21 protein-coding genes are annotated in these 18564 nt (G+C 39.6%); 10 read left to right on the forward strand and 11 right to left on the reverse strand.

The window, feature by feature from the left end; genetic code table 11:
* Nucleotides 1-189 precede the first annotated feature (189 nt).
* Nucleotides 190-1671: a tetratricopeptide repeat protein gene (locus tag HY841_04720; protein MBI4930045.1), complete on the reverse strand. Its 1482-nt coding sequence runs from the start codon at nucleotides 1669-1671 to the stop codon at nucleotides 190-192.
* A 78-nt stretch (nucleotides 1672-1749) separates the two neighbouring features.
* On the opposite strand from HY841_04720, the gene HY841_04725 reads away from it, so the two are divergent.
* Nucleotides 1750-2136: a hypothetical protein gene (locus HY841_04725; GenBank protein MBI4930046.1), complete on the forward strand. Its 387-nt coding sequence runs from the start codon at nucleotides 1750-1752 to the stop codon at nucleotides 2134-2136.
* A gap of 158 nt (nucleotides 2137-2294) precedes the next feature.
* Nucleotides 2295-2522, forward strand: a complete 228-nt coding sequence (locus HY841_04730) for a hypothetical protein (protein ID MBI4930047.1) — start codon at nucleotides 2295-2297, stop codon at nucleotides 2520-2522.
* Nucleotides 2523-2663: 141 nt separating this feature from the next.
* Here the strand turns inward: HY841_04730 and HY841_04735 are convergent, their stop codons facing one another.
* The 3 genes from HY841_04735 to gdhA form a co-directional block, all read right to left on the reverse strand.
* Nucleotides 2664-2948 carry a type II toxin-antitoxin system RelE/ParE family toxin gene (locus tag HY841_04735; protein MBI4930048.1) on the reverse strand — a complete coding sequence of 95 codons (285 nt, stop codon included), beginning with the start codon at nucleotides 2946-2948 and terminating at the stop codon, nucleotides 2664-2666.
* Complete coding sequence (locus tag HY841_04740) at nucleotides 2936-3118, reverse strand: hypothetical protein (GenBank protein ID MBI4930049.1); 183 nt, start codon at nucleotides 3116-3118, stop codon at nucleotides 2936-2938. The genes HY841_04735 and HY841_04740 overlap by 13 nt, the downstream gene beginning before the upstream one ends.
* A 541-nt stretch (nucleotides 3119-3659) precedes the next feature.
* Complete coding sequence (gene gdhA, locus HY841_04745; GenBank protein MBI4930050.1) at nucleotides 3660-5057, reverse strand: NADP-specific glutamate dehydrogenase; 1398 nt, start codon at nucleotides 5055-5057, stop codon at nucleotides 3660-3662.
* Nucleotides 5058-5143: 86 nt separating this feature from the next.
* Here gdhA and HY841_04750 point away from each other — a divergent pair, with 86 nt between their 5' ends.
* The 3 genes from HY841_04750 (at nucleotide 5144) to HY841_04760 (ending at nucleotide 7321) form a co-directional block, all read left to right on the forward strand.
* Nucleotides 5144-5830, forward strand: coding sequence for a 4'-phosphopantetheinyl transferase superfamily protein (locus tag HY841_04750; GenBank protein MBI4930051.1), 687 nt, complete (start codon nucleotides 5144-5146; stop codon nucleotides 5828-5830).
* A gap of 139 nt (nucleotides 5831-5969) precedes the next feature.
* Entirely contained in the window at nucleotides 5970-6695 is a 726-nt protein-coding gene (locus HY841_04755) for a geranylgeranylglyceryl/heptaprenylglyceryl phosphate synthase (protein ID MBI4930052.1), read from the forward strand.
* Nucleotides 6692-7321, forward strand: coding sequence for a thiamine phosphate synthase (locus HY841_04760; protein MBI4930053.1), 630 nt, complete (start codon nucleotides 6692-6694; stop codon nucleotides 7319-7321). The genes HY841_04755 and HY841_04760 overlap by 4 nt, the downstream gene beginning before the upstream one ends.
* 82 nt (nucleotides 7322-7403) lie before the next feature.
* Here HY841_04760 and HY841_04765 read toward each other — a convergent pair whose 3' ends face one another.
* The 3 genes from HY841_04765 to thiH are packed head-to-tail and all read right to left on the reverse strand — an operon-like array spanning nucleotide 7404 to nucleotide 10140.
* Nucleotides 7404-8276: a glycosyltransferase family 2 protein gene (locus HY841_04765; protein MBI4930054.1), complete on the reverse strand. Its 873-nt coding sequence runs from the start codon at nucleotides 8274-8276 to the stop codon at nucleotides 7404-7406.
* On the reverse strand, nucleotides 8273-8998 hold the full coding sequence (locus HY841_04770) for a polysaccharide deacetylase family protein (protein MBI4930055.1): 726 nt from the start codon (nucleotides 8996-8998) through the stop codon (nucleotides 8273-8275). The genes HY841_04765 and HY841_04770 overlap by 4 nt, the downstream gene beginning before the upstream one ends.
* Nucleotides 8995-10140: a 2-iminoacetate synthase ThiH gene (thiH, locus tag HY841_04775; protein ID MBI4930056.1), complete on the reverse strand. Its 1146-nt coding sequence runs from the start codon at nucleotides 10138-10140 to the stop codon at nucleotides 8995-8997. The genes HY841_04770 and thiH overlap by 4 nt, the downstream gene beginning before the upstream one ends.
* 82 nt (nucleotides 10141-10222) lie before the next feature.
* On the opposite strand from thiH, the gene HY841_04780 reads away from it, so the two are divergent.
* From HY841_04780 to recJ, 3 genes are all read left to right on the forward strand, one after another.
* Nucleotides 10223-10684, forward strand: coding sequence for a cytochrome B (locus tag HY841_04780; protein MBI4930057.1), 462 nt, complete (start codon nucleotides 10223-10225; stop codon nucleotides 10682-10684).
* Nucleotides 10685-10746: 62 nt separating this feature from the next.
* The gene (gene hflX / locus HY841_04785; GenBank protein MBI4930058.1) at nucleotides 10747-11952 is read left to right on the forward strand and encodes a GTPase HflX; all 1206 of its coding nucleotides are present in this window, start codon (nucleotides 10747-10749) and stop codon (nucleotides 11950-11952) included.
* Nucleotides 11953-11983: 31 nt separating this feature from the next.
* Nucleotides 11984-13684, forward strand: coding sequence for a single-stranded-DNA-specific exonuclease RecJ (recJ, locus tag HY841_04790; GenBank protein MBI4930059.1), 1701 nt, complete (start codon nucleotides 11984-11986; stop codon nucleotides 13682-13684).
* A 103-nt stretch (nucleotides 13685-13787) separates the two neighbouring features.
* Here the strand turns inward: recJ and HY841_04795 are convergent, their stop codons facing one another.
* From HY841_04795 to HY841_04805, 3 genes are all read right to left on the reverse strand, one after another.
* The gene (locus tag HY841_04795; protein ID MBI4930060.1) at nucleotides 13788-14558 is read right to left on the reverse strand and encodes a hypothetical protein; all 771 of its coding nucleotides are present in this window, start codon (nucleotides 14556-14558) and stop codon (nucleotides 13788-13790) included.
* A 34-nt stretch (nucleotides 14559-14592) separates the two neighbouring features.
* Nucleotides 14593-14997, reverse strand: a complete 405-nt coding sequence (locus HY841_04800) for a biopolymer transporter ExbD (GenBank protein ID MBI4930061.1) — start codon at nucleotides 14995-14997, stop codon at nucleotides 14593-14595.
* 100 nt (nucleotides 14998-15097) lie between these two features.
* Complete coding sequence (locus HY841_04805) at nucleotides 15098-15826, reverse strand: MotA/TolQ/ExbB proton channel family protein (GenBank protein MBI4930062.1); 729 nt, start codon at nucleotides 15824-15826, stop codon at nucleotides 15098-15100.
* 131 nt (nucleotides 15827-15957) lie between these two features.
* Between HY841_04805 and ruvB the strand changes: the two genes are divergently transcribed.
* Together ruvB and queG are read left to right on the forward strand one after the other, a co-directional pair.
* Nucleotides 15958-16980: a Holliday junction branch migration DNA helicase RuvB gene (gene ruvB / locus HY841_04810; GenBank protein ID MBI4930063.1), complete on the forward strand. Its 1023-nt coding sequence runs from the start codon at nucleotides 15958-15960 to the stop codon at nucleotides 16978-16980.
* A gap of 3 nt (nucleotides 16981-16983) precedes the next feature.
* Nucleotides 16984-18006: a tRNA epoxyqueuosine(34) reductase QueG gene (gene queG, locus HY841_04815; protein ID MBI4930064.1), complete on the forward strand. Its 1023-nt coding sequence runs from the start codon at nucleotides 16984-16986 to the stop codon at nucleotides 18004-18006.
* Nucleotides 18007-18090: 84 nt separating this feature from the next.
* Here queG and HY841_04820 read toward each other — a convergent pair whose 3' ends face one another.
* A complete protein-coding gene (locus tag HY841_04820) occupies nucleotides 18091-18285 on the reverse strand; it encodes a hypothetical protein (GenBank protein ID MBI4930065.1) in 195 nt (64 codons plus the stop codon).
* Between the last annotated feature and the right edge of the window lie 279 nt (nucleotides 18286-18564).

Below are 18564 nucleotides of genomic sequence, written 5' to 3' on the forward strand. Positions count from 1 at the left end.
AAGGGCAAAAATAGAAAAGTTTTAAATAGTGAAATAGTATATAAAAATCTTCAAAAAAAATTTGGAGATAACACAGAATCTGTCTGCTCAGTGTTCTCTGTGTTAAAGATTTTTTTCATTCGTAATATATCTAAAATCAAGTACATAAACCCTTATTCGGAATAATGTCTATTGTATATTGTGTATTGTTTACTTTGCATTTATTTCGGCATTTTTCGCTCTCAGCCGTTCAAGGGTTTTATGAATATACTTCTCCGTTGGAAGAATTGCATCCTGAATGCGTTTCGCATAGCGGATGCTGGCGAGTATTTCGTTTTGTTTTTCTTCTACAATTTTCTTTTGCTGTTCGATTAGTTGTTTTTGTTTTTGCGTTATGCGCAGGGCGCGGAAGATGAAAACAGCGAAGACAAGTACAATGAACAAAGTACAAAGTACAAAGTACAATACAATCTTCTGTCTCCTACTCTCTGCCTCTGCCACGGCAGCTTGTTTATCTGCTTCTGCTTTTGCCGCGGCTTCTTTCTTTTCAAACTCGTAGTTCATTTCTTTGCGGGTGATTTCTTTGTTTTTTTCTGCGCTGAACAAAGTATCTTTTAATGCCATTGCTTTTTTGTAATGCTCGAGTGCAAGTTGGTAGCGGTTGGTTTTGGAGTAGAGTTCGGTGAGATATTCTTCATCTTGCCTTTCCATATTCTGTGCTCCTATTTCTTTATCGAGTTTCAATGCATTTAATAAATATTTTTCTGCTTCTGCGTATTTTTTTGTTTCAGTATAAAGCGAGCCGATGTTGCCAAGCCAGATTGCAATTAGGTTTTTATCTCCAAGTTCTTCTGCCATTTTCAATGCCTTGAAAAAGTATTCCAATGCTTTGAGGTAATCGGATTGTTCTTTATAGACAATTCCGATGTTGCCGAGAGTTTTTGCAATTTCATTTTTATTTCCGAGTTCTTCTTTCACTTTCAATGCCTTGAAATAATAGTTCAGCGCCTTAGGGTAATCCCTTTGTGCATTATAGACGATTCCGATGTTCCCGAGGTCTGCTGCCATTCCAATTTTATTTCCTCCATAGGAGTCCTCACGAACAAGTTCTTCATCCATCTTCAATGCTTTGAAATAATAATCCAATGCTTTGGAGTAATTCTCTTGTTCCATATAGACAATTCCGATATTGCCGAGTACCGTTGCAATTCCTTTTTTTCTTCCAAGTTCTTCATTCATCTTCAATGCCTTGAAATAATAGTCCAATGCCTTAGGGTAATCGGATTGTTCATAATAGACAAGTCCGATGTTGCCGAGGCGTTTGGTAATGCCTTCTTTATTATTTAAAGATTCATCAATCTTTAATGCTTTCAACCAATACTCTAATGTTTTGGGATAATCGGATTGATAATAATAGACAGTTCCCATTCCACCATAAGCATTTGCAATACCTTTATCAAAATTTATCTTTTGCGAAAGTTGGAGAGCGATGTTACTATAGTATAAAGCAGTATCGTAACTGCCAATACTTTTATATTCCGAGGATAATTTATTTAGGTGAATTACTTTACTGGTGTCTTCTTTATCTTTTTTGAGTAGAGTTTGTAAACTATCAATCTTCCTCTGTTGTCCGTAAACAAAAAGAGGGAGGATAAGAAATAAAAAAGCACATTGTTTTAACGGCAAACTCACTCTTCAAACCTAATCAATTTCTTAAAACAAAACTTAAGATGATTACATTTACACCATAATAGAACTTTACTTTATTCTATGAAAAAAGAAGAAATAAAAGGAGGTGTCATCATTATCGGCTCTCTGTTTTGGGAGGATGAAAAGAATTGCATGAAAGGAGAGAAAGCAAAAGGTAAACGTAGAAAAAAATGGAGGAATGACAATTTAAATATTGACAAAACAAAACCAATCCCCTTGCCTGTCAGCTATGGCAGATGTTCTTCATCAAGATTATGTACATATACAATGGTTTTATCAAGTGCATACAACAACAAAGTGGGACAGGGATTAGTTGTTCCATTCAAAAAAGAAATTGATTTTTCTCAAGAAAATATTTTGAAAGAACAGGTTGGCAACTTGGCGTTGGCTGAAGGCATTTATAAAAAAGGTGAAACAAAAAATTCGTTTGCTCGTGGGGAGCAGTAGCAATATGGATAAATCCCAATAGCAAACAAAATATAAAAGAAAACTATTGGAATAAAATTATTGGAATCATAGGAAATAAAGAACATGAATATACAAAACCAGCAAGTGATTTTAAATGGGGGGATGGCACTCTTTTAAATGATGATTACACTTTGAAGTTGACAATCGCTAAAGATTTTGATTTTCTGTTGTGCACTTACATTTTACCAAAACATAAAAATATTAAGAAGGATAATAATAATGAATATCCTGAACCGAAAGAAATAGCGCAAGAAATGTTAGCATCGGGATATCAAACTTATTTCTGTCAAAATCGTGCAAGCGGAATAGTAACTTGTGATGATGAAGAGATTATTTCATATTTATCTGGAAATAAAATTGCTTAATTCTTCTCTTAGTAGTGTCTCCAGCAAAGTAACCAAATGTAAGAAAAAAGGGGGGATAATTTTTTGGTTTGTATCTGAGTCCTCCCCCCTAACCCCCTCCAGAGGGGGACAAGCATCCAAAAAGAAAAAGCAGGCAGGTTTTCATTTCAGTAATCGTGCCGCGTGATGAACACGGGAAATGATTACTTCTTTGCTGTTTAGTATAAAGTAAACGATTCGGTAATTGCCTTCTATCAATTCCCTGATATTTTCGTTTTCAAATTCGGGAACTACTCTTCCGCTTTTCGGATGCTTTGCAAGAATGGAGGTTCTGTCAAATATTTTTTCAACGGTAATGATTGCGTATGCCTGCGAATCCTGCGCAATGTATGCTTCAATTTCCTTCAGGTCGTACTGTGCAAGCGGTGTCCAACTTATCTTGACCATTTTTTTCTGAAACTTTCAACTACTTTGTTGTGTTCGGTGGTTTTTCCGCTTTTCGCCTGCGCAATGCCATGTTCCACTTTCTCTATGAATACAAGCCGTTCAAGCAATTCCTCCAGATCAAACTCTTTAGGAAATTCATTGATGGTATTTAATGCAGTTTGTTTTTTCATTATAAATATTTTTTAAAATTATCTTTTTACAAAGGTAAGATTTTTGTATTCAGCGAAAATACAGATAGGAATTACAGGGCGTACGACAAATTTCCGTTTTGTGATTTTTAGTGCCATTGTGTCTTAGTGGCAAGTGATTTTTTGCCACAAAAACACTAAAACACGAAAGCCCACGAAAGATTTATTTTTATAAAGCGGATTTTTGTCGTACACCCGGAATTACATTAATAACGTGAGTTTCGCATAAGGAATTAGTCCCGTTAGACCAAAAAAAAAAATCCCGCTCTGCAAAAGCAAAGAGGGAAGCCCTCCCCCAAGGAGGAGGGAATGTTGTTGTGTGGGATTCTTTTTACCCCCGATTTCATCGGGGGCTATTAATATGTTTGCCCCTACGGGGCAAATAAAAAACGCTGTTTGCGTTAGCGATTGCAGTGAAAATCCCCCGCACATAAATTATGTGCGGGGGAAACGCCCAAATAAAAAATCCCCCAATCCAAACGGACTGAGGGATTTAGATTCTTCGCTTTGCTCAGAATGACAATTACACCATTCCTTGCGCAAGCATTGCATCGGCAACTTTTACGAAGCCGCCAATGTTGGCGCCTTTCACGTAGTTCACGTGGTCGCCTTCTTTGCCGTACTTCACGCAAGTGGCGTGGATGCTTTTCATGATGCCGTGCAAGCGCTGGTCAACTTCTTCGCGTGTCCATGACAAACGCAGAGAGTTTTGGCTCATTTCCAATCCTGATGTTGCCACACCGCCCGCATTGGATGCCTTGCCGGGCGCGAACATAACCTTATGAGTCTGGAAAACAGTTACTGCTTCGGGTGTGCTTGGCATGTTTGCGCCTTCGCCCACTGCCATGCAGCCGTTCTTCACCAGCATTTCTGCATCTGTTCCGTTGAGTTCGTTCTGTGTTGCGGATGGAAGCGCCACATCGCACTTGACTCCCCAAGGAGTTTTGCCTGCATGAAACTCTGCTGACTTGAATTCTTTCACATATTCTTTTATGCGCCCGCGCTTCACGTTTTTCAAATTCATAATGAAGGCGAGTTTCTCCGCGTTGATTCCGTTCTTGTCATATATATATCCTTCAGAATCAGAAGCAGTAACTACTTTTCCACCGAGTTGATTTACTTTTTCAATGGAATACTGCGCCACGTTTCCTGAGCCTGAAACCACTACGCGTTTTCCTTTGAAAGAATCTCCTTTGGTAGCGAGCATTTCCTGAACGAAATACACGCATCCGTAACCTGTTGCTTCAGGGCGAATCAAACTTCCGCCATACTCTAATCCTTTTCCGGTGAGTATGCCGGTGAATTCGTTTCTTACTCTTTTATATTGTCCGAACATGAAACCGATCTCGCGCCCTCCCACTCCGATGTCGCCAGCGGGAACGTCCGTGTCAGCGCCAATGTGTTTTGAAAGTTCAGTCATGAACGATTGTGTGAACTTCATCACTTCGTTATCTGATTTTCCTTTGGGGTCAAAATCACTTCCTCCTTTACCGCCTCCCATAGGAAGTGTGGTGAGAGAATTTTTGAAAACCTGTTCGAATGCCAAAAACTTTAAGATGGAAAGATTCACCGAAGGATGGAAACGCAATCCGCCTTTGTAAGGACCGATGGCACTGTTCATCTGAATACGGAATCCGCGGTTCACCTGGAAACGACCTTTGTCATTCAACCAAGGCACACGGAACTGAATAAGGCGCTCGGGTTCTGCAATGCGCTCCAAAATTTTTGCATCGGCATATTTTGTGTGTTCCATGGTGTATGGAATCACGGCTTCGGCAACTTCCATCACCGCCTGTAAAAACTCGGGCTGGTTAGGATCTTTTGCGCTGACTTTAGCCATGAACTTGTGGATCTCGTTTTCCACTTTGCTGCTTCCGTTTGATTTTGCTTTTGGTGATTTTACTGCTGTAGTTGTTGCCATATAAATTTCTTTTTTGGTTGGTTGCCGAAAGTAATAATATTTCTTAATTGGCATAATGACTTAATCCCAAATTTAGACGAAAAAAAGTGATGCTTTTTCTTGATTTTTATGAGTTTTGCAAGGTGGGTTTATCATATATAAAGGAAGCGGGTAAGAAAGGAAAGCTCGGGCTGTGGCATATCACGGAACCCGTGGATGAGTTGCTGAAGATGAAAACATTTTCTGCAAAAGATTTATATCAGTTGAATTCATTTTCATATACACACCGAAAAAAAGAATGGCTTGTCGCCAGAATTCTTACCGAGCAATTAAGCGGGGAAAAGAACACGCGAATAGTTTATGACAAGCACAACAAGCCGTTTTTGAAAAACTCCAATAATCATATTTCTCTTTCCCATTCCCATAACCTTCTTGCAGTAATTATTGACGATAAGGAAACAGGAATTGACATTGAGCTTATCAAGCCGAATGTTTTGAAGATAAAAGAGAAGTTTATGAGCAAGAAGGAATTGAGCGAGGCCGGACATGCGAACACCGCTGAAAAATTTACACTGTACTGGTGCGTGAAAGAATCACTCTACAAATATTACGGAAAGAAGAAATTGACATTCAAAGAAAATCTTCTGGTCGAACCGTTTGAGTATTCAGAAAAAGGAGTTGTCAGGACAGAAATTTTTCACGACTCCATGAAAAAGAAATTTGAATTGAATTACGAAAAAATTTCCGCTGAAGGGCAGGAATATATGATGGCTTACATCATAAAAGAGGTTTAGTATTTTTGCGTGTTCAGATAACGAATTACTACGAATTTACGAATAGGGATTGGCTGTTATTCGCAGATGGCGCTAATACGCGCCATGGAGCAAGGCACCATTCACAACCATTCGTTATCCGAACCAATGACTGCAACAAGTGAAGAAAAGCATTTACGATATAATTGTTAAAGCTAAAAGGGAAAAGAAAAAACTTTTCGCTGTGTTGATTGACCCCGATAAATATAATTCTGAAGTAATTCATGAAGCAAACAAATCAAAAGTTGATTTTATTTTTATCGGAGGAAGCGGGTTAAAGAAAGAGAAATTTCATGCGTGTATAAATTCGGTAAGCAAGCTCACGAAAATTCCTCTTGTAATTTTTCCAGGAGGAAGAGAGCAGATTTCAGAAAAAGCTGATGCCATTTTATTGCTTTCGCTTATCTCGGGAAGAAATCCTGATTACCTTATAGGAGAGCATATTCGCGCTTCACGCCAACTTAAAAAATCAAAGCTGGAAATCATTCCAACAGGGTATGTTCTCATCAGCGGAGGGAAAAAATACACTGCTCAAAAAATCAGCCGGACATCCCCGATAAAATATTCTAACAACGAACTGGCAGCAAGCACTGCCATTGCAGGTGAACTGCTGGGACTGAAGCTTATTTTTCTCGAAGCAGGGAGCGGTTCTAAAAGACCACTGAGCAAAACAATGATTCAAAACGTGAAGAAAAATATTTCTGTTCCATTAATTGCTGGCGGAGGAATTGACACTGCCAAAAAAGCAAAAGTGATTTGTAACGCAGGAGCTGATGTGGTAGTGGTTGGCAATGCAATTGAAAAGGATATTACACTTGTAAAAAAAATAGCAGAAGCAATTAAATGAAACTTATATTAATTTCTCCTTCCGAACGGAAAGACTCTGAGCTTGCGTATCTGCTGAATATGTTTGAGCAGGGCTTGCCTATTTATCATTTGCGTAAAACAAAATTTTCTACGCGTGAATTAAAAAATTTCATAGCTGAAATTCCCGAAAAATATCATGAGCGCATTGTCATTCATACACACCACGAGCTCGTTATAAAATTCAACCTGAAAGGAATTTATATTTCACGCTCGCATAAAAAAAGAAAATACAGAACATGGTTACGAATGCAATGGTTCAAATTCAAAAAAAGGAAATTAATTCTTTCGACAAGTTTCAGAAGCATTGAAGATATTCTTGACCACAATCCGAAATATGATTATGTTTTTCTCTCTCCTGTGTTCGATAGTTTGTCAGGAAATTTTCAGGCGGGTTTTTCCGAACATGACTTGCAGACTGCGCTCAGACAAACAAAATATAATGTGATTGCGCGAGGAGGAGTTTCTGTAGATACTGTTGAAAAAGCAAAGACACTTGGATTTTCGGGTATTGCGTTTTACTCCAGTATCTGGAAATCGAAAAATCCATTGGAAGAATTCAAGCGGGTAAAAGAAAAATTTAATGAATTGAAAATACCGTTGGAGTGAATGATTCGATTTCTCCTATCCGATTATACAGTATTGTAAATCCAAATTCTCTCTGCAACAGTTCTATCTTTTTTCTCTGCACCTATGATATAAGTTTATAATTTTTATGCCCGCCAATGTTCCATCCTGTTTTTTTATAAATAAAATCTAAGATTCTTCTGCGAATGCTGTCATTACGTTTTATTTTATTTATATCCAAATCCCATGTGCATCTTTTCATTCTTTCATGCATTTCTTGAGGGTGTGTTCCGCTGAACAGCGATACTGTTGCAACTCCGGAATAATCAAAAGAAACAGCGCCAGGCAAAATATTCTTATCAATCGTTTCTGCATGAAAGGAGTTTTGTTCAATTTTTTTTTGCTGCATGCTGTAGGGTTCGCGCACCCAACCGTAATGATAAATCATAGCCGGCACATATTTGCAATGCAACTTTCTTCCATTTGCCATTCTGAAACTAGCGGCATCTCCATAACTGCGTATTTGATGGTTGTTTCGTATCACACGAATTTCCTTTTTCTGCCAATGCCGTGCATCCGCATAATACTTATAGGTGCAATAAAAATTGATGTGGTCAAAAACCAAACCATCAACCTGTTTATCTTCTTTCCATTTGAGCATCGCTTTATGGATAAGGGGTAAATCATTTTCGTGAAAAACTTCATCCGCCTGCATATAGAAACGCCAATCACTTTCTGGATTGCAAGCGCGCAATGCTTTTTCTGTTTCTATAGCATATACTCTTCCGCCTTCACGCTGCGAATTATCCCAAATGGTTTCAATGATTTTTATTTTAGGAGTGCCGATGGATTTAATCAAACCGAGCGTATCATCTTCTGAATTTCCAACAGCCACTACTACTTCATCGCAAATCGGCAGAATAGATTTTATTCCTTCTACTACAGGATAGTCAAACTTCACCGCATTGCGCACGAATGTAAATCCTGATACCTTCATGAAAAAATATTTTGCAAATATGACTTCTGAAAATAATATCCGCTTGCTTTAAATTTGAAACGCGACAACCCATCTTTTGGTCTTACTTCAATTCTTCTTATTCGCATCAAATCATCTTGCCATTTTGCTGGTCCGAAAATAGTTGTAATTCCATATTTATATCCGGCATCACGAACTGCTTGTAATGTTTCTTCTTTATGAGCGCCAAACGGATAAGCAAAACTCAATGTTGGTTTTCCGACAACTTCTTCAATATCTTTTTTACATCCCGCAATTTCATCTGTAAATTTTTCCTTAGGGGTTTTCTTCAAGTCAGCATGTGTGCGGGTATGTCCGCCAAATTCAATTCCGTAATCGCTCATCTCTCGGATCATTTCTTTTGTCATCATCTTTAATTCCGGCTCGCCTTCTTTGATAGCCCATTCGTTTCGTGTTTGCTTTGTTACGAGATAAATCACAGAGGTAAATCCGAATTCTTTCAGGATGGGAAAAAGAATTGCGTAGTTATCTTCGTAGCCATCATCAAATGTTAAAATGATTTTCTTAGCCGAAGACTCCTTTTCTATCTCATTGAATGTAATTGTTTCATATCCATTCTCCTTCAGAAATTTCATTTGCTCCCGAAAGCTTTTCTCCCATACATAAATTTTATGCTTTCCGATTTGTGATTTCTCATTTACAATTCGATGATAAAGTAAAATCGGAATTTGATATTCACTCATATTTTTTCTGCATGATAGGTTCTGTCCCAGTCTTTCCACACTGCTTCATAACCTTGTTTGCGAATCATTGTAGAAATTTCCTGCGGAGTTCTGTCATCGTGAATTTCAAACTGCTCCAGCGATTCCTTTTCCACAGCATATCCCCCGGGATTTGTTTTTGAGCCCGCGCTGATAGACGTAATACCAAGCCTAATGATATTATCTCTGAACTTCGGGCTTTCGCGAGTGGAAAGAGAAAGTTCTACTTCTTCGTCAAAAATTCTGTAAGCGCAAATTAATTGTGCGAGTTCTTTGTCGTTCATTGCCCTCTCCCTCATTCCCTCTCCCAAGGGAGAGGGATGTTCGTTAGAATGCGGTCGAAGTCGTGGAAATGAAATAGAGTATTTCGTCTGCCAGAATTTTTTTTCCAGATAATCCAAATGCATAGCGCAGAAAAAAGAATCCGCGCGCCAGTCTTCCAGTCCGATTAAAATTCCCAATCCCATTTTATGTACTCCAGCCCTACCTAAACGTTCCGGAGTTTCCAATCTATAGGAAAAGTTGGATTTCTTTCCTTTGGTATGATGAAGCGAATAGTTTTCTCTGTGATAGGTTTCCTGATAAACAAAAACGGAATGAAGTCCACGCAAACTGAGATATTCATATTCATCCTGCTCCAGCGGCTGAACTTCAATGGAAATATTTGAAAAGAAAGGGCGAATGAGATTAATTGCATTCGCGAGATAAGAAACACCGACAGTTTTATTTGCTTCACCGGTCACAAGAAGGACATGGTCGTAACCCATCGTTTTGATGACAGAAACTTCTTTCAGAATTTCCTCATCGCTCAAAGTCTTGCGTAAAATTTTATTATCAAAACTGAAACCGCAGTATGTGCAGATATTCTGGCATTCGTTGGAAATATATAGAGGAACATACATCTGCAAAGTTTTTCCGAAACGCTTTTGCGTAATTCGGTGGCTGAGAGTTGCCATTTCTTCAAGATACACGGAAGCAGCCGGAGAAATCAGCGCTTTGAAATCTTCCAGCGTGCGTTTTCCATTTTTGTTCAACACAATTTCAACATCTGAAGAAGTTTTGGTGTAAATGTTTTCCTGCACTTCTTCCCATGAAAATCTATTGAAAATATTTTCGAAAGACATAGCAAGGCAAATATAATAATTGTGTGAGGCGACTTTCCGATATTTAATAACTTTGAACATAAACCCCCAAAACAATTATCTTATGTTAACAGGACTTCTTCACGTACACTCGCTACTCCGCTACATTCTTCTCATCTTGATTTTGGTTGCCATTGTGAAATCTTTCAGCGGATGGTTTGGCAAAAAACAATTCACGGAAAGAACGCGCAAACTGAATTTGTTCACGCTCATTTTTGCACACCTCCAATTACTTGTTGGTCTTGGTGTTTATTTCATGAGCACAAAAGTGAAAGCTGCGTTTGTCAACATGGGAGAAGCGATGAAAAATACTGAACTCCGTTTCTGGTCAGTTGAACATATTGCCTTGATGGTAATAGCCATTGCCCTCATCACTGTAGGCTATTCCCTTTCCAAAAAAGGAAAAACCGATGAAGCAAAATACAAACGCGCTGCTATTTTTTTTCTGCTCGCACTCCTTGTTATCTTTTATGCAATTCCCTGGCCATGGTCAGCTGTTGCCAGAGGATGGATGCCGGGAGTATAATGCGCATTACGAATGAAAAAAATCAGCGTGGTTGCAGATTATGTTCAAACGCTGAAAGCTAAATGAATCAAAGAAGAGCAATCCTGATTGGCATTATCAACCGTCAGCAGAACGAGATTACTATTACAGAATATCTTGACGAGCTTGCTTTTCTTGCACACACAGCCGGAATTGCTCCCATAAAAAGATTTACACAAAATCTGGGCAAACCCGATTCCTCTACTTTCATCGGCAAAGGAAAAGCGGAAGAAGTGAAATTATATGTTCAGCAAAATAATATTGATATGGTGATCTTTGACGATGAAATTTCTCCTTCACAACAAAGAAATTTGGAAACACTTTTTGAAAAGAAAGTGATTGACCGCACGGGGTTGATTCTTGAAATCTTTGCACAGCGCGCGAAAACTTCTTACGCGAAAACACAGGTGGAACTTGCTCATCTTGAATACATCTATCCGCGCCTGATGGGGATGTGGACACACCTTGAACGTCAGCGCGGAGGAACAGGAACACGAGGAGGAGCGGGAGAAAAAGAAATTGAAACAGATAGACGAATCGTTCGGAAAAAAATTCATGTGCTCAAAGAAAAGCTCGTGGACATTGACAGGCAGATGACAACGCAGCGGAGAAACCGCGGAGAGATGATTCGTGTGGCGCTGGTTGGCTATACGAATGTGGGAAAATCCACTTTGATGAATCTACTTGCAAAATCTGAAGTGTTTGCAGAAAATAAATTATTCGCTACGCTGGATACCACCGTTAGAAAAGTAGTAATTGACAGAGTTCCGTTTCTTCTTTCAGATACGGTAGGTTTCATTCGAAAACTTCCTCATCAACTTGTGGAAAGTTTTAAATCAACTTTGGATGAAGTGCGCGAAGCGGATGTGCTTATTCACGTAGTGGATATTTCTCACCCAAAATTTGAAGACCAGATTCGTGAAGTAAAAAAAACGCTTATGGAAATTGGGGTTGGCGATAAACTGACTTTCACTGTTTTCAATAAGATTGACGCACAACGGCAAAACCACAACAATGTTCAAAGAATTCTTCAAAGCGAAGAACAATTTCTTTGGGACGGTGAAAATGAAATCCCTAAAAAAGAAATTACGCTGGAAGAATTAAAGAATAGCTGGATAGCGAAAATGTTTGAGCCGAGCGTTTTCATATCCGCACATACAAAAGAAAATATGAGCGAACTCAAGCAAGCCCTTTTTGACCAGATAAAAGACCTGCATTTGGAAAGATTTCCTCACCAGCTTCCATTTTAGTATTACATTTTTTCTTTTTTACATTTGCACCGTGATCAAACGATGGAAAATAAAAGAATCTGTCCCTGCAGAAATTGCCGAGCGCCTTGTAAAAGAGGTGAAGGTAAGCCCTGTCGTTGCTAATCTTCTTTATCAGAGAGAGGTTACTACGTATGACGAAGCAAAATTATTTTTCCGTCCGCAATTAGAGCATTTGCACAATCCATTTTTGATGAAGGGCATGGACAAAGCAATTGCCAGAATTGAAAAAGCAATTTCATCGGAAGAAAAAATTCTGATTTACGGAGACTATGATGTAGATGGAACAACTTCTGTTGCACTGGTTTATTCTTTCCTGAAAACTCTTTACAACAATCTTGACTATTATATTCCCGACAGGTATAAAGAAGGATATGGAATTTCCACAGCAGGAATTGATTTCGCAAAGGAAAATAATTTTTCACTCATCATCGCTCTTGACTGCGGGATAAAAGCAGTTGATAAAGTTGCTTATGCGAATGAAAAGGGAATTGATTTTATTATTTGCGACCATCACTTGCCTGGAGAAACAATTCCAAACGCAGTTGCCGTTCTAGACCCGAAAAGAAAAGACTGCAATTATCCTTACAAAGAACTTTCCGGCTGCGGGATTGGCTTTAAACTTGTGCAGGCATTCGCCCAGAAAAATAATATTGCAATTGAAAATCTTGAATCGTATTTGGATTTGGTTGTCATCAGCATTTCGGCAGACATTGTTCCCATCACCGGGGAAAACAGAATTCTTGCTTACTACGGATTGAAACGTCTGAATAGTTCTCCCCGCGAAGGTATTCGAGCCATGCTTGAACTGACGAACATGAAAAAGGAACTTACAATTACGGATATTGTTTTTGTAATTGGTCCGCGGATAAATGCTGCCGGAAGAATGGAGAGTGGAAAAAAAGCGGTTGAGCTTTTAATTGCTCCATCTGCAGAAATTGCAATTGAATCAGGAAATTATCTGAACAAAAATAATTCTGACCGCAGAGATCTTGACATTTACACTACGCAGCAGGCGCTGGCGATGATTTCCGAAAGTCCTACGCTTAAGCAGAGAAAATCTACTGTACTGTTTGATCCGAACTGGCACAAGGGCGTGATTGGAATTGTTGCTTCACGATTGACGGAAACATATTATCGCCCGACAGTTATGCTCACACAGTCAAACGGAATTGTTTCGGGCTCTGCGCGCTCGGTGAAAGATTATGATTTGTACGAAGCGCTCAGTGCTTGCAGCGACTTACTGGAACAATTTGGCGGTCATAAATTTGCAGCAGGGCTCACACTAAAACCTGAAAATGTAGAAGCGTTCAAGAAAAAATTTGAAGAAGTCGTCTCTTCTACAATTACCGATGAAATGCTTATTCCTGAAATAGAAATTGACTCAAAGTTAAATTTTAGCGACATCACTCCTTCTTTCTTCAACATCATAAAACAATTCGCTCCATTCGGTCCCGTGAATATGAATCCGATTTTTTTAACTGAAAATGTTTCAGATAAAGGTTATGCGAACATTGTCGGCTCAAACCATTTGAAAATGGATTTGATACAAAAAGGAGAAACGATAAAATTTCCCGCGATTGGATTTGGATTAGGGGAGCAGTATGAATTTGTGGCGAAAAAAAATTCCTTCAACGTCTGCTATCACATCAACGAACAGCAATGGGATGGAAAAACGTATTTGCAGCTGAATGTGAAGGATTTGAAGAAGTAAGAAGCCCCACTCCACCTCTCCCCGAAGGGGAGAGAGCAAACCAAAAAATATTTTTAAGTATTATTTTTCTCCCTTCCCTTGGGGAAGGGTTGGGGATGGGCTCTTATCTCACTGTAAAATTAATGTAGATCGTTCCTCTCGCCTCCTCGCCTGTCGGACTTTGATTGAAGAGAACTTTATTCAGCAAACCATCTTTCGCTTTTTTCCATAGGAGAGAACTGGTGGTTGTGGAACCAATCAAAACTGATTCTGCTTTTATAATCTTTCCGTATTTGTCCACAAGAATTTCTACGGCAACTATTCCTGTTTCCTGAGAATCGTCATAGATGGCGACATCGCCAATCATTTTTCTTCCGAATCCTTTTAATTTTCCACCTGCTCCGGGGCCTTTAAATTCACTGTACACATTTGAATTGAGCGAGCCGTTCGGATCACCTTGATTGCCGGGAGTATTGGTGTTTCCGTCTCCTGTGTTCGAACCTGTGTTGCTATGAACTTTATTCAGCGCGTTCAACAAATTCTGGTCAGGTTGCGGAGGGGTTTCTTTTACATCCAGTTTTTTATTTTTCACAACAGGAGCCACCACATTACTTGCTTCATCACTTGAAAGCATTTCGGAAGAAGAATTGTTTTCCGTCTGGCTTGCATTATCTTTTTTCTGGTCTTGTGAAACTGGCTGCATGGAATTATTATCTCCCATTCCCGATTCATCCAAACCATAATTTACTTCGAGTCCACCCATCGGACTTAAATCAAACGGAGGAATGGGTGTGATGAATTTTATGAAAAGAAAAATCAAAAATAAAAGTATTGCGAAGAGGGTGGTGATTCCCATCGCAATCAATCTGTTATTTCTGTCAAATGTTGCTTCCATGAATTATAGATGTATGAACATCCGGATTTCCATATCAGCCAGCGTTAGGCGGTTTTGTTCCGAGAACCATTTTCACTTTCAGTTTCGCTCCTATCTGCATTACGTTCACCAAATCCTGAACGGTGAGTCCGTTATCCACTTTCAGAATTACGGTAGGTTCTTTCATCAGGCTGATAGCCGCAACCAGTTCGCTTTCAAGATTCATCACATCCACTTGCTTGTTGTTCAAATAGTATTGCAAATCTTTTGTCACCACCAGCGCGATGGGTTTCGTTTCAATCGTTTGATTGGCTTTTGAGTTCGGAAGGTTTATTTTTATCACGCTGGGATTCGCGAGCGTTGACACGATGAGAAAAAATATCAGAAGGAAAAACATGATGTCGTTGAGCGAGTCCGTGCTCACCTCCGTTCCTTCTCTGTGTCTCCTTCTTATTTTCATTTTGATTATTCTTTCTGTCATTTCGAGCGAAGCGAGAAATCTCTTTTTTGCTTTCTGCTCAACATTGTGAGATTCCTCACTCCGTTCGGAATGACAACTATTATTTATTCGGTTCCTGTAAAATGTCGAGAAACTCTGCCGAAGTTTTTTCCATTGTATTCACGCGTTTATCCACCATCATCTGAATGATGTAATAAAATATGAAAGCTAAGATTCCGACCGTCAGTCCAGAGCCGCTGCTCACCATCTTTTGATAAAGTCCTTTCGAGATTACATCTATCTCCACTGTTTTCGATAAAGAGATTTCATAAAAAATATAAATTACTCCTATAATGGTTCCGATGAATCCGATCATGGGCGCAACTTTTCCGACAATACTGAGAATGGAAGTGTTTTTTTCCATTCGGTAAAGCTCCTGCTGTCCTACACCTTGCATCGCCTCATCAATTTCTTTAATGGGTTTGCCAATGCGATAAATTCCTTTTGCCACCATTGCCGCCTGTGGGCCTTTGGTGTGCATGCACAAAGTTTTTGCCGCGTCTACGTTTCCGCTTGCGAGCATGTCTTTGATGTTGTTGATGAAATTTGAATCTGCTTTTGGAGTACGCGAAACAGCCAGAAAGCGTTCTATGAAAATATAAATCGAAAGCAGAAAAAGAATCGCGATGGGGATCATCATCGGCCCGCCTTTCATCAGCAGTTCAAAAAGTGAAAGAGTGTCTTCTTTCGGCTGAGTGAGAGCAGGCATTGCGTTCACAACTGTGTTTACAGCAGCACTTGCTGAATCTGTTGGAGCAGTTACTATTTGGAGGAGGATTGAATTAAGCATATTGATACCTTATTAGTTATTCTTCCAAAATTACTTTGAACCATTCTTTGAATCAAGCAGAAACATCTGACTTATTCACATAACGATGTTAGTTAGGATTTGTTTTAATTCAATATGTACCTTTGTTTCCGATGAATCCGAATTTAAATCCATCTGACGAAAATCTTTCCGCAGTAGAAAAGGAAATTGAAAAGACACTTCGCCCAGCGGGGTTTGATGATTTTACAGGACAGGAAAAAGTAGTTGAGAACCTGAAAATATTTGTCAAAGCGGCAAAACAACGAAGCGAATCGCTTGACCATGTTTTGCTTCATGGTCCTCCAGGATTAGGAAAAACAACTTTGTCATATATAATTGCAAATGAACTGGGAGTTCAGGTGCGCGTCACTTCTGGTCCAGTGCTCGAAAAACCGGGCGACCTTGCAGGACTCCTCACCAACTTGGAACCCAACGATGTTTTATTCATAGACGAAATTCACCGCCTCAACACAACGGTGGAAGAATATTTGTATTCCGCTATGGAGGATTACCGCATTGATATTATGCTCGACAGCGGACCCAACGCAAGAAGCGTTCAGATAAAATTAAATCCATTCACATTAGTTGGAGCAACAACTCGCGCGGGCTTACTCACCTCACCGCTTCGCTCACGCTTCAGCATTAATCTGCGTTTGGATTATTACGATTCAGCGCTCATCAAAAAAATAATTCTGCGCTCGGCAAATCTTCTCAACATCGGCATTGATGATAAAGCGTCAGAAGAAATTTCCCGCAGAAGCCGCGGCACACCGAGAATTGCAAACGCATTGCTCAGGCGCGTGCGCGACTTCGCACAAATAAAAGGCGATGGAAAAATTGATCTCAAGATTGCCGATTACGCACTCAACGCGCTCAATGTGGACAAGTACGGGCTCGATGAAATGGATAATAAAATTCTCAGCACCATCATTGAAAAATTTCAGGGCGGCCCTGTTGGAATTACTACGATTGCCACTGCCGTTGGAGAAGAATCCGGCACCATTGAAGAAGTGTACGAGCCGTTTTTAATTCAGGAAGGTTATCTCAAACGCACTCCCCGCGGGCGCGAAGCAACCGAACTTGCCTACAAGCATCTCGGAAAAACTCCGAATGCAAAGACAGGAAATTTATTTTAGTCCTTGAACTTTTCACGAAATACTTCTCTCATCAAGCAAGAATCCAAACGCCTCGGCTTTGACTTCTGCGGAATTTCAAAAGCAGATTTTTTAGAAGAAGAAGCTCCACGCTTGGAAAAATGGCTTAAAAAAGAAAAGCAAGGCAAGATGAGTTACATGGAAAATCATTTTGACATGCGCCTTGATCCGCGTGTGCTCGTGCCGGGGGCTAAATCAGTTATTTCTCTTCTGCTGAATTACTTCCCTTCCCCTCTCCTTAAGGAGAGGGGACCGAGGGGTGAGGCGGGTGAGGCAAAAATTTCCAAATACGCCTACGGAAAAGATTATCACTTCGTCATCAAAGAAAAACTATTTCAGCTGATTGAATTCATCAGGAAAAATATTGGCGATGTTCACCCCGTGAAATCTTTCGGTGAAACCGAATTTAACGGGGTGAACGCAAAAGCATTTGTGGATTCCGCCCCTGTGATGGATAAAGTGTGGGCAAAAAAATCCGGACTCGGCTGGATTGGAAAAAATTCAAACCTCATCACGAAAAACAACGGCTCCTTTTTTTTCATCGCTGAACTCATTGTGGATTTGGATTTAGAATACGATGGAGAAATTCCAGACTACTGCGGAACCTGCACCAAATGCATTGACGCTTGTCCCACTGACGCCATCTCCGAACCTTATGTGGTGGATGGAAGCAAATGCATTTCCTATTTCACCATTGAACTGAAAGAAAATATTCCGAACGAAATGAAAGAAAAGTTCAACGACTGGATGTTTGGCTGCGACATCTGCCAGGATGTTTGTCCGTGGAATTCATTCTCTACACCACACAAGGAACCGCACTTCAAACCCAAGCCTGAAATTCTCAACTTCACAAAAAAGGATTGGGAAGAAATTTCTGAAGAAACGTTTAACAAAATTTTTGCTGATTCGCCTCTTCATCGCCCAAAGTTCAAAGGAATAAAAAGGAATTTAGATTTCCTGACAGCCTCTCCTAAATCCTCTCCCAAGGAGAGGACTTCAAATACATAGCCTTTTCCTCTGAACAAACTTGTCTTGCAAAAAAGGTAATGGGATTCTTCTCTCCTCCCTTGGGGAGGAGTTGGAGGTGGGCTCCTACGCCTTAGTAACAGTGTGGCGAAACACCTCAAGAATTACATCTCTGTACATCCCAAAGTTAGCTAAGCACCAAACATAGAGCAAAGTTTTTTCCTTTGGCTGGAGCCACTTCAGCGCTTTGAGAAGTTCTTTCTTGAAAAGTTTCTTGTCGAAACTTACACGCTGGAGAATCATTTTTGACATTTCAAACATGGCAGTATGTTTTTTGTTTCAAAGGACAAATATACATCAGAGTTTTCAAAAGTCAAGACATAATAAATGTTAAAAACATAAATCGCTGAAAAGGATAACTTTAAAAGCACATTGGTTGATAACTGATATTCCAATTTGTTTGTAAAGAACCCTGCGCCAAGAGCGCAGGGCGTTATTATTTTATTTTTCACAATTCAAAAAGTTTCAACTGCTTGACATCATTATGACGACCTTGATTACGAATATAATTCTCAATCGTCTTTTTACTTCCTCGACCGC

The sequence above is a fragment of the Bacteroidota bacterium genome, from assembly GCA_016213405.1.
In the GTDB taxonomy this organism is placed as follows: domain Bacteria; phylum Bacteroidota; class Bacteroidia; order Palsa-948; family Palsa-948; genus Palsa-948.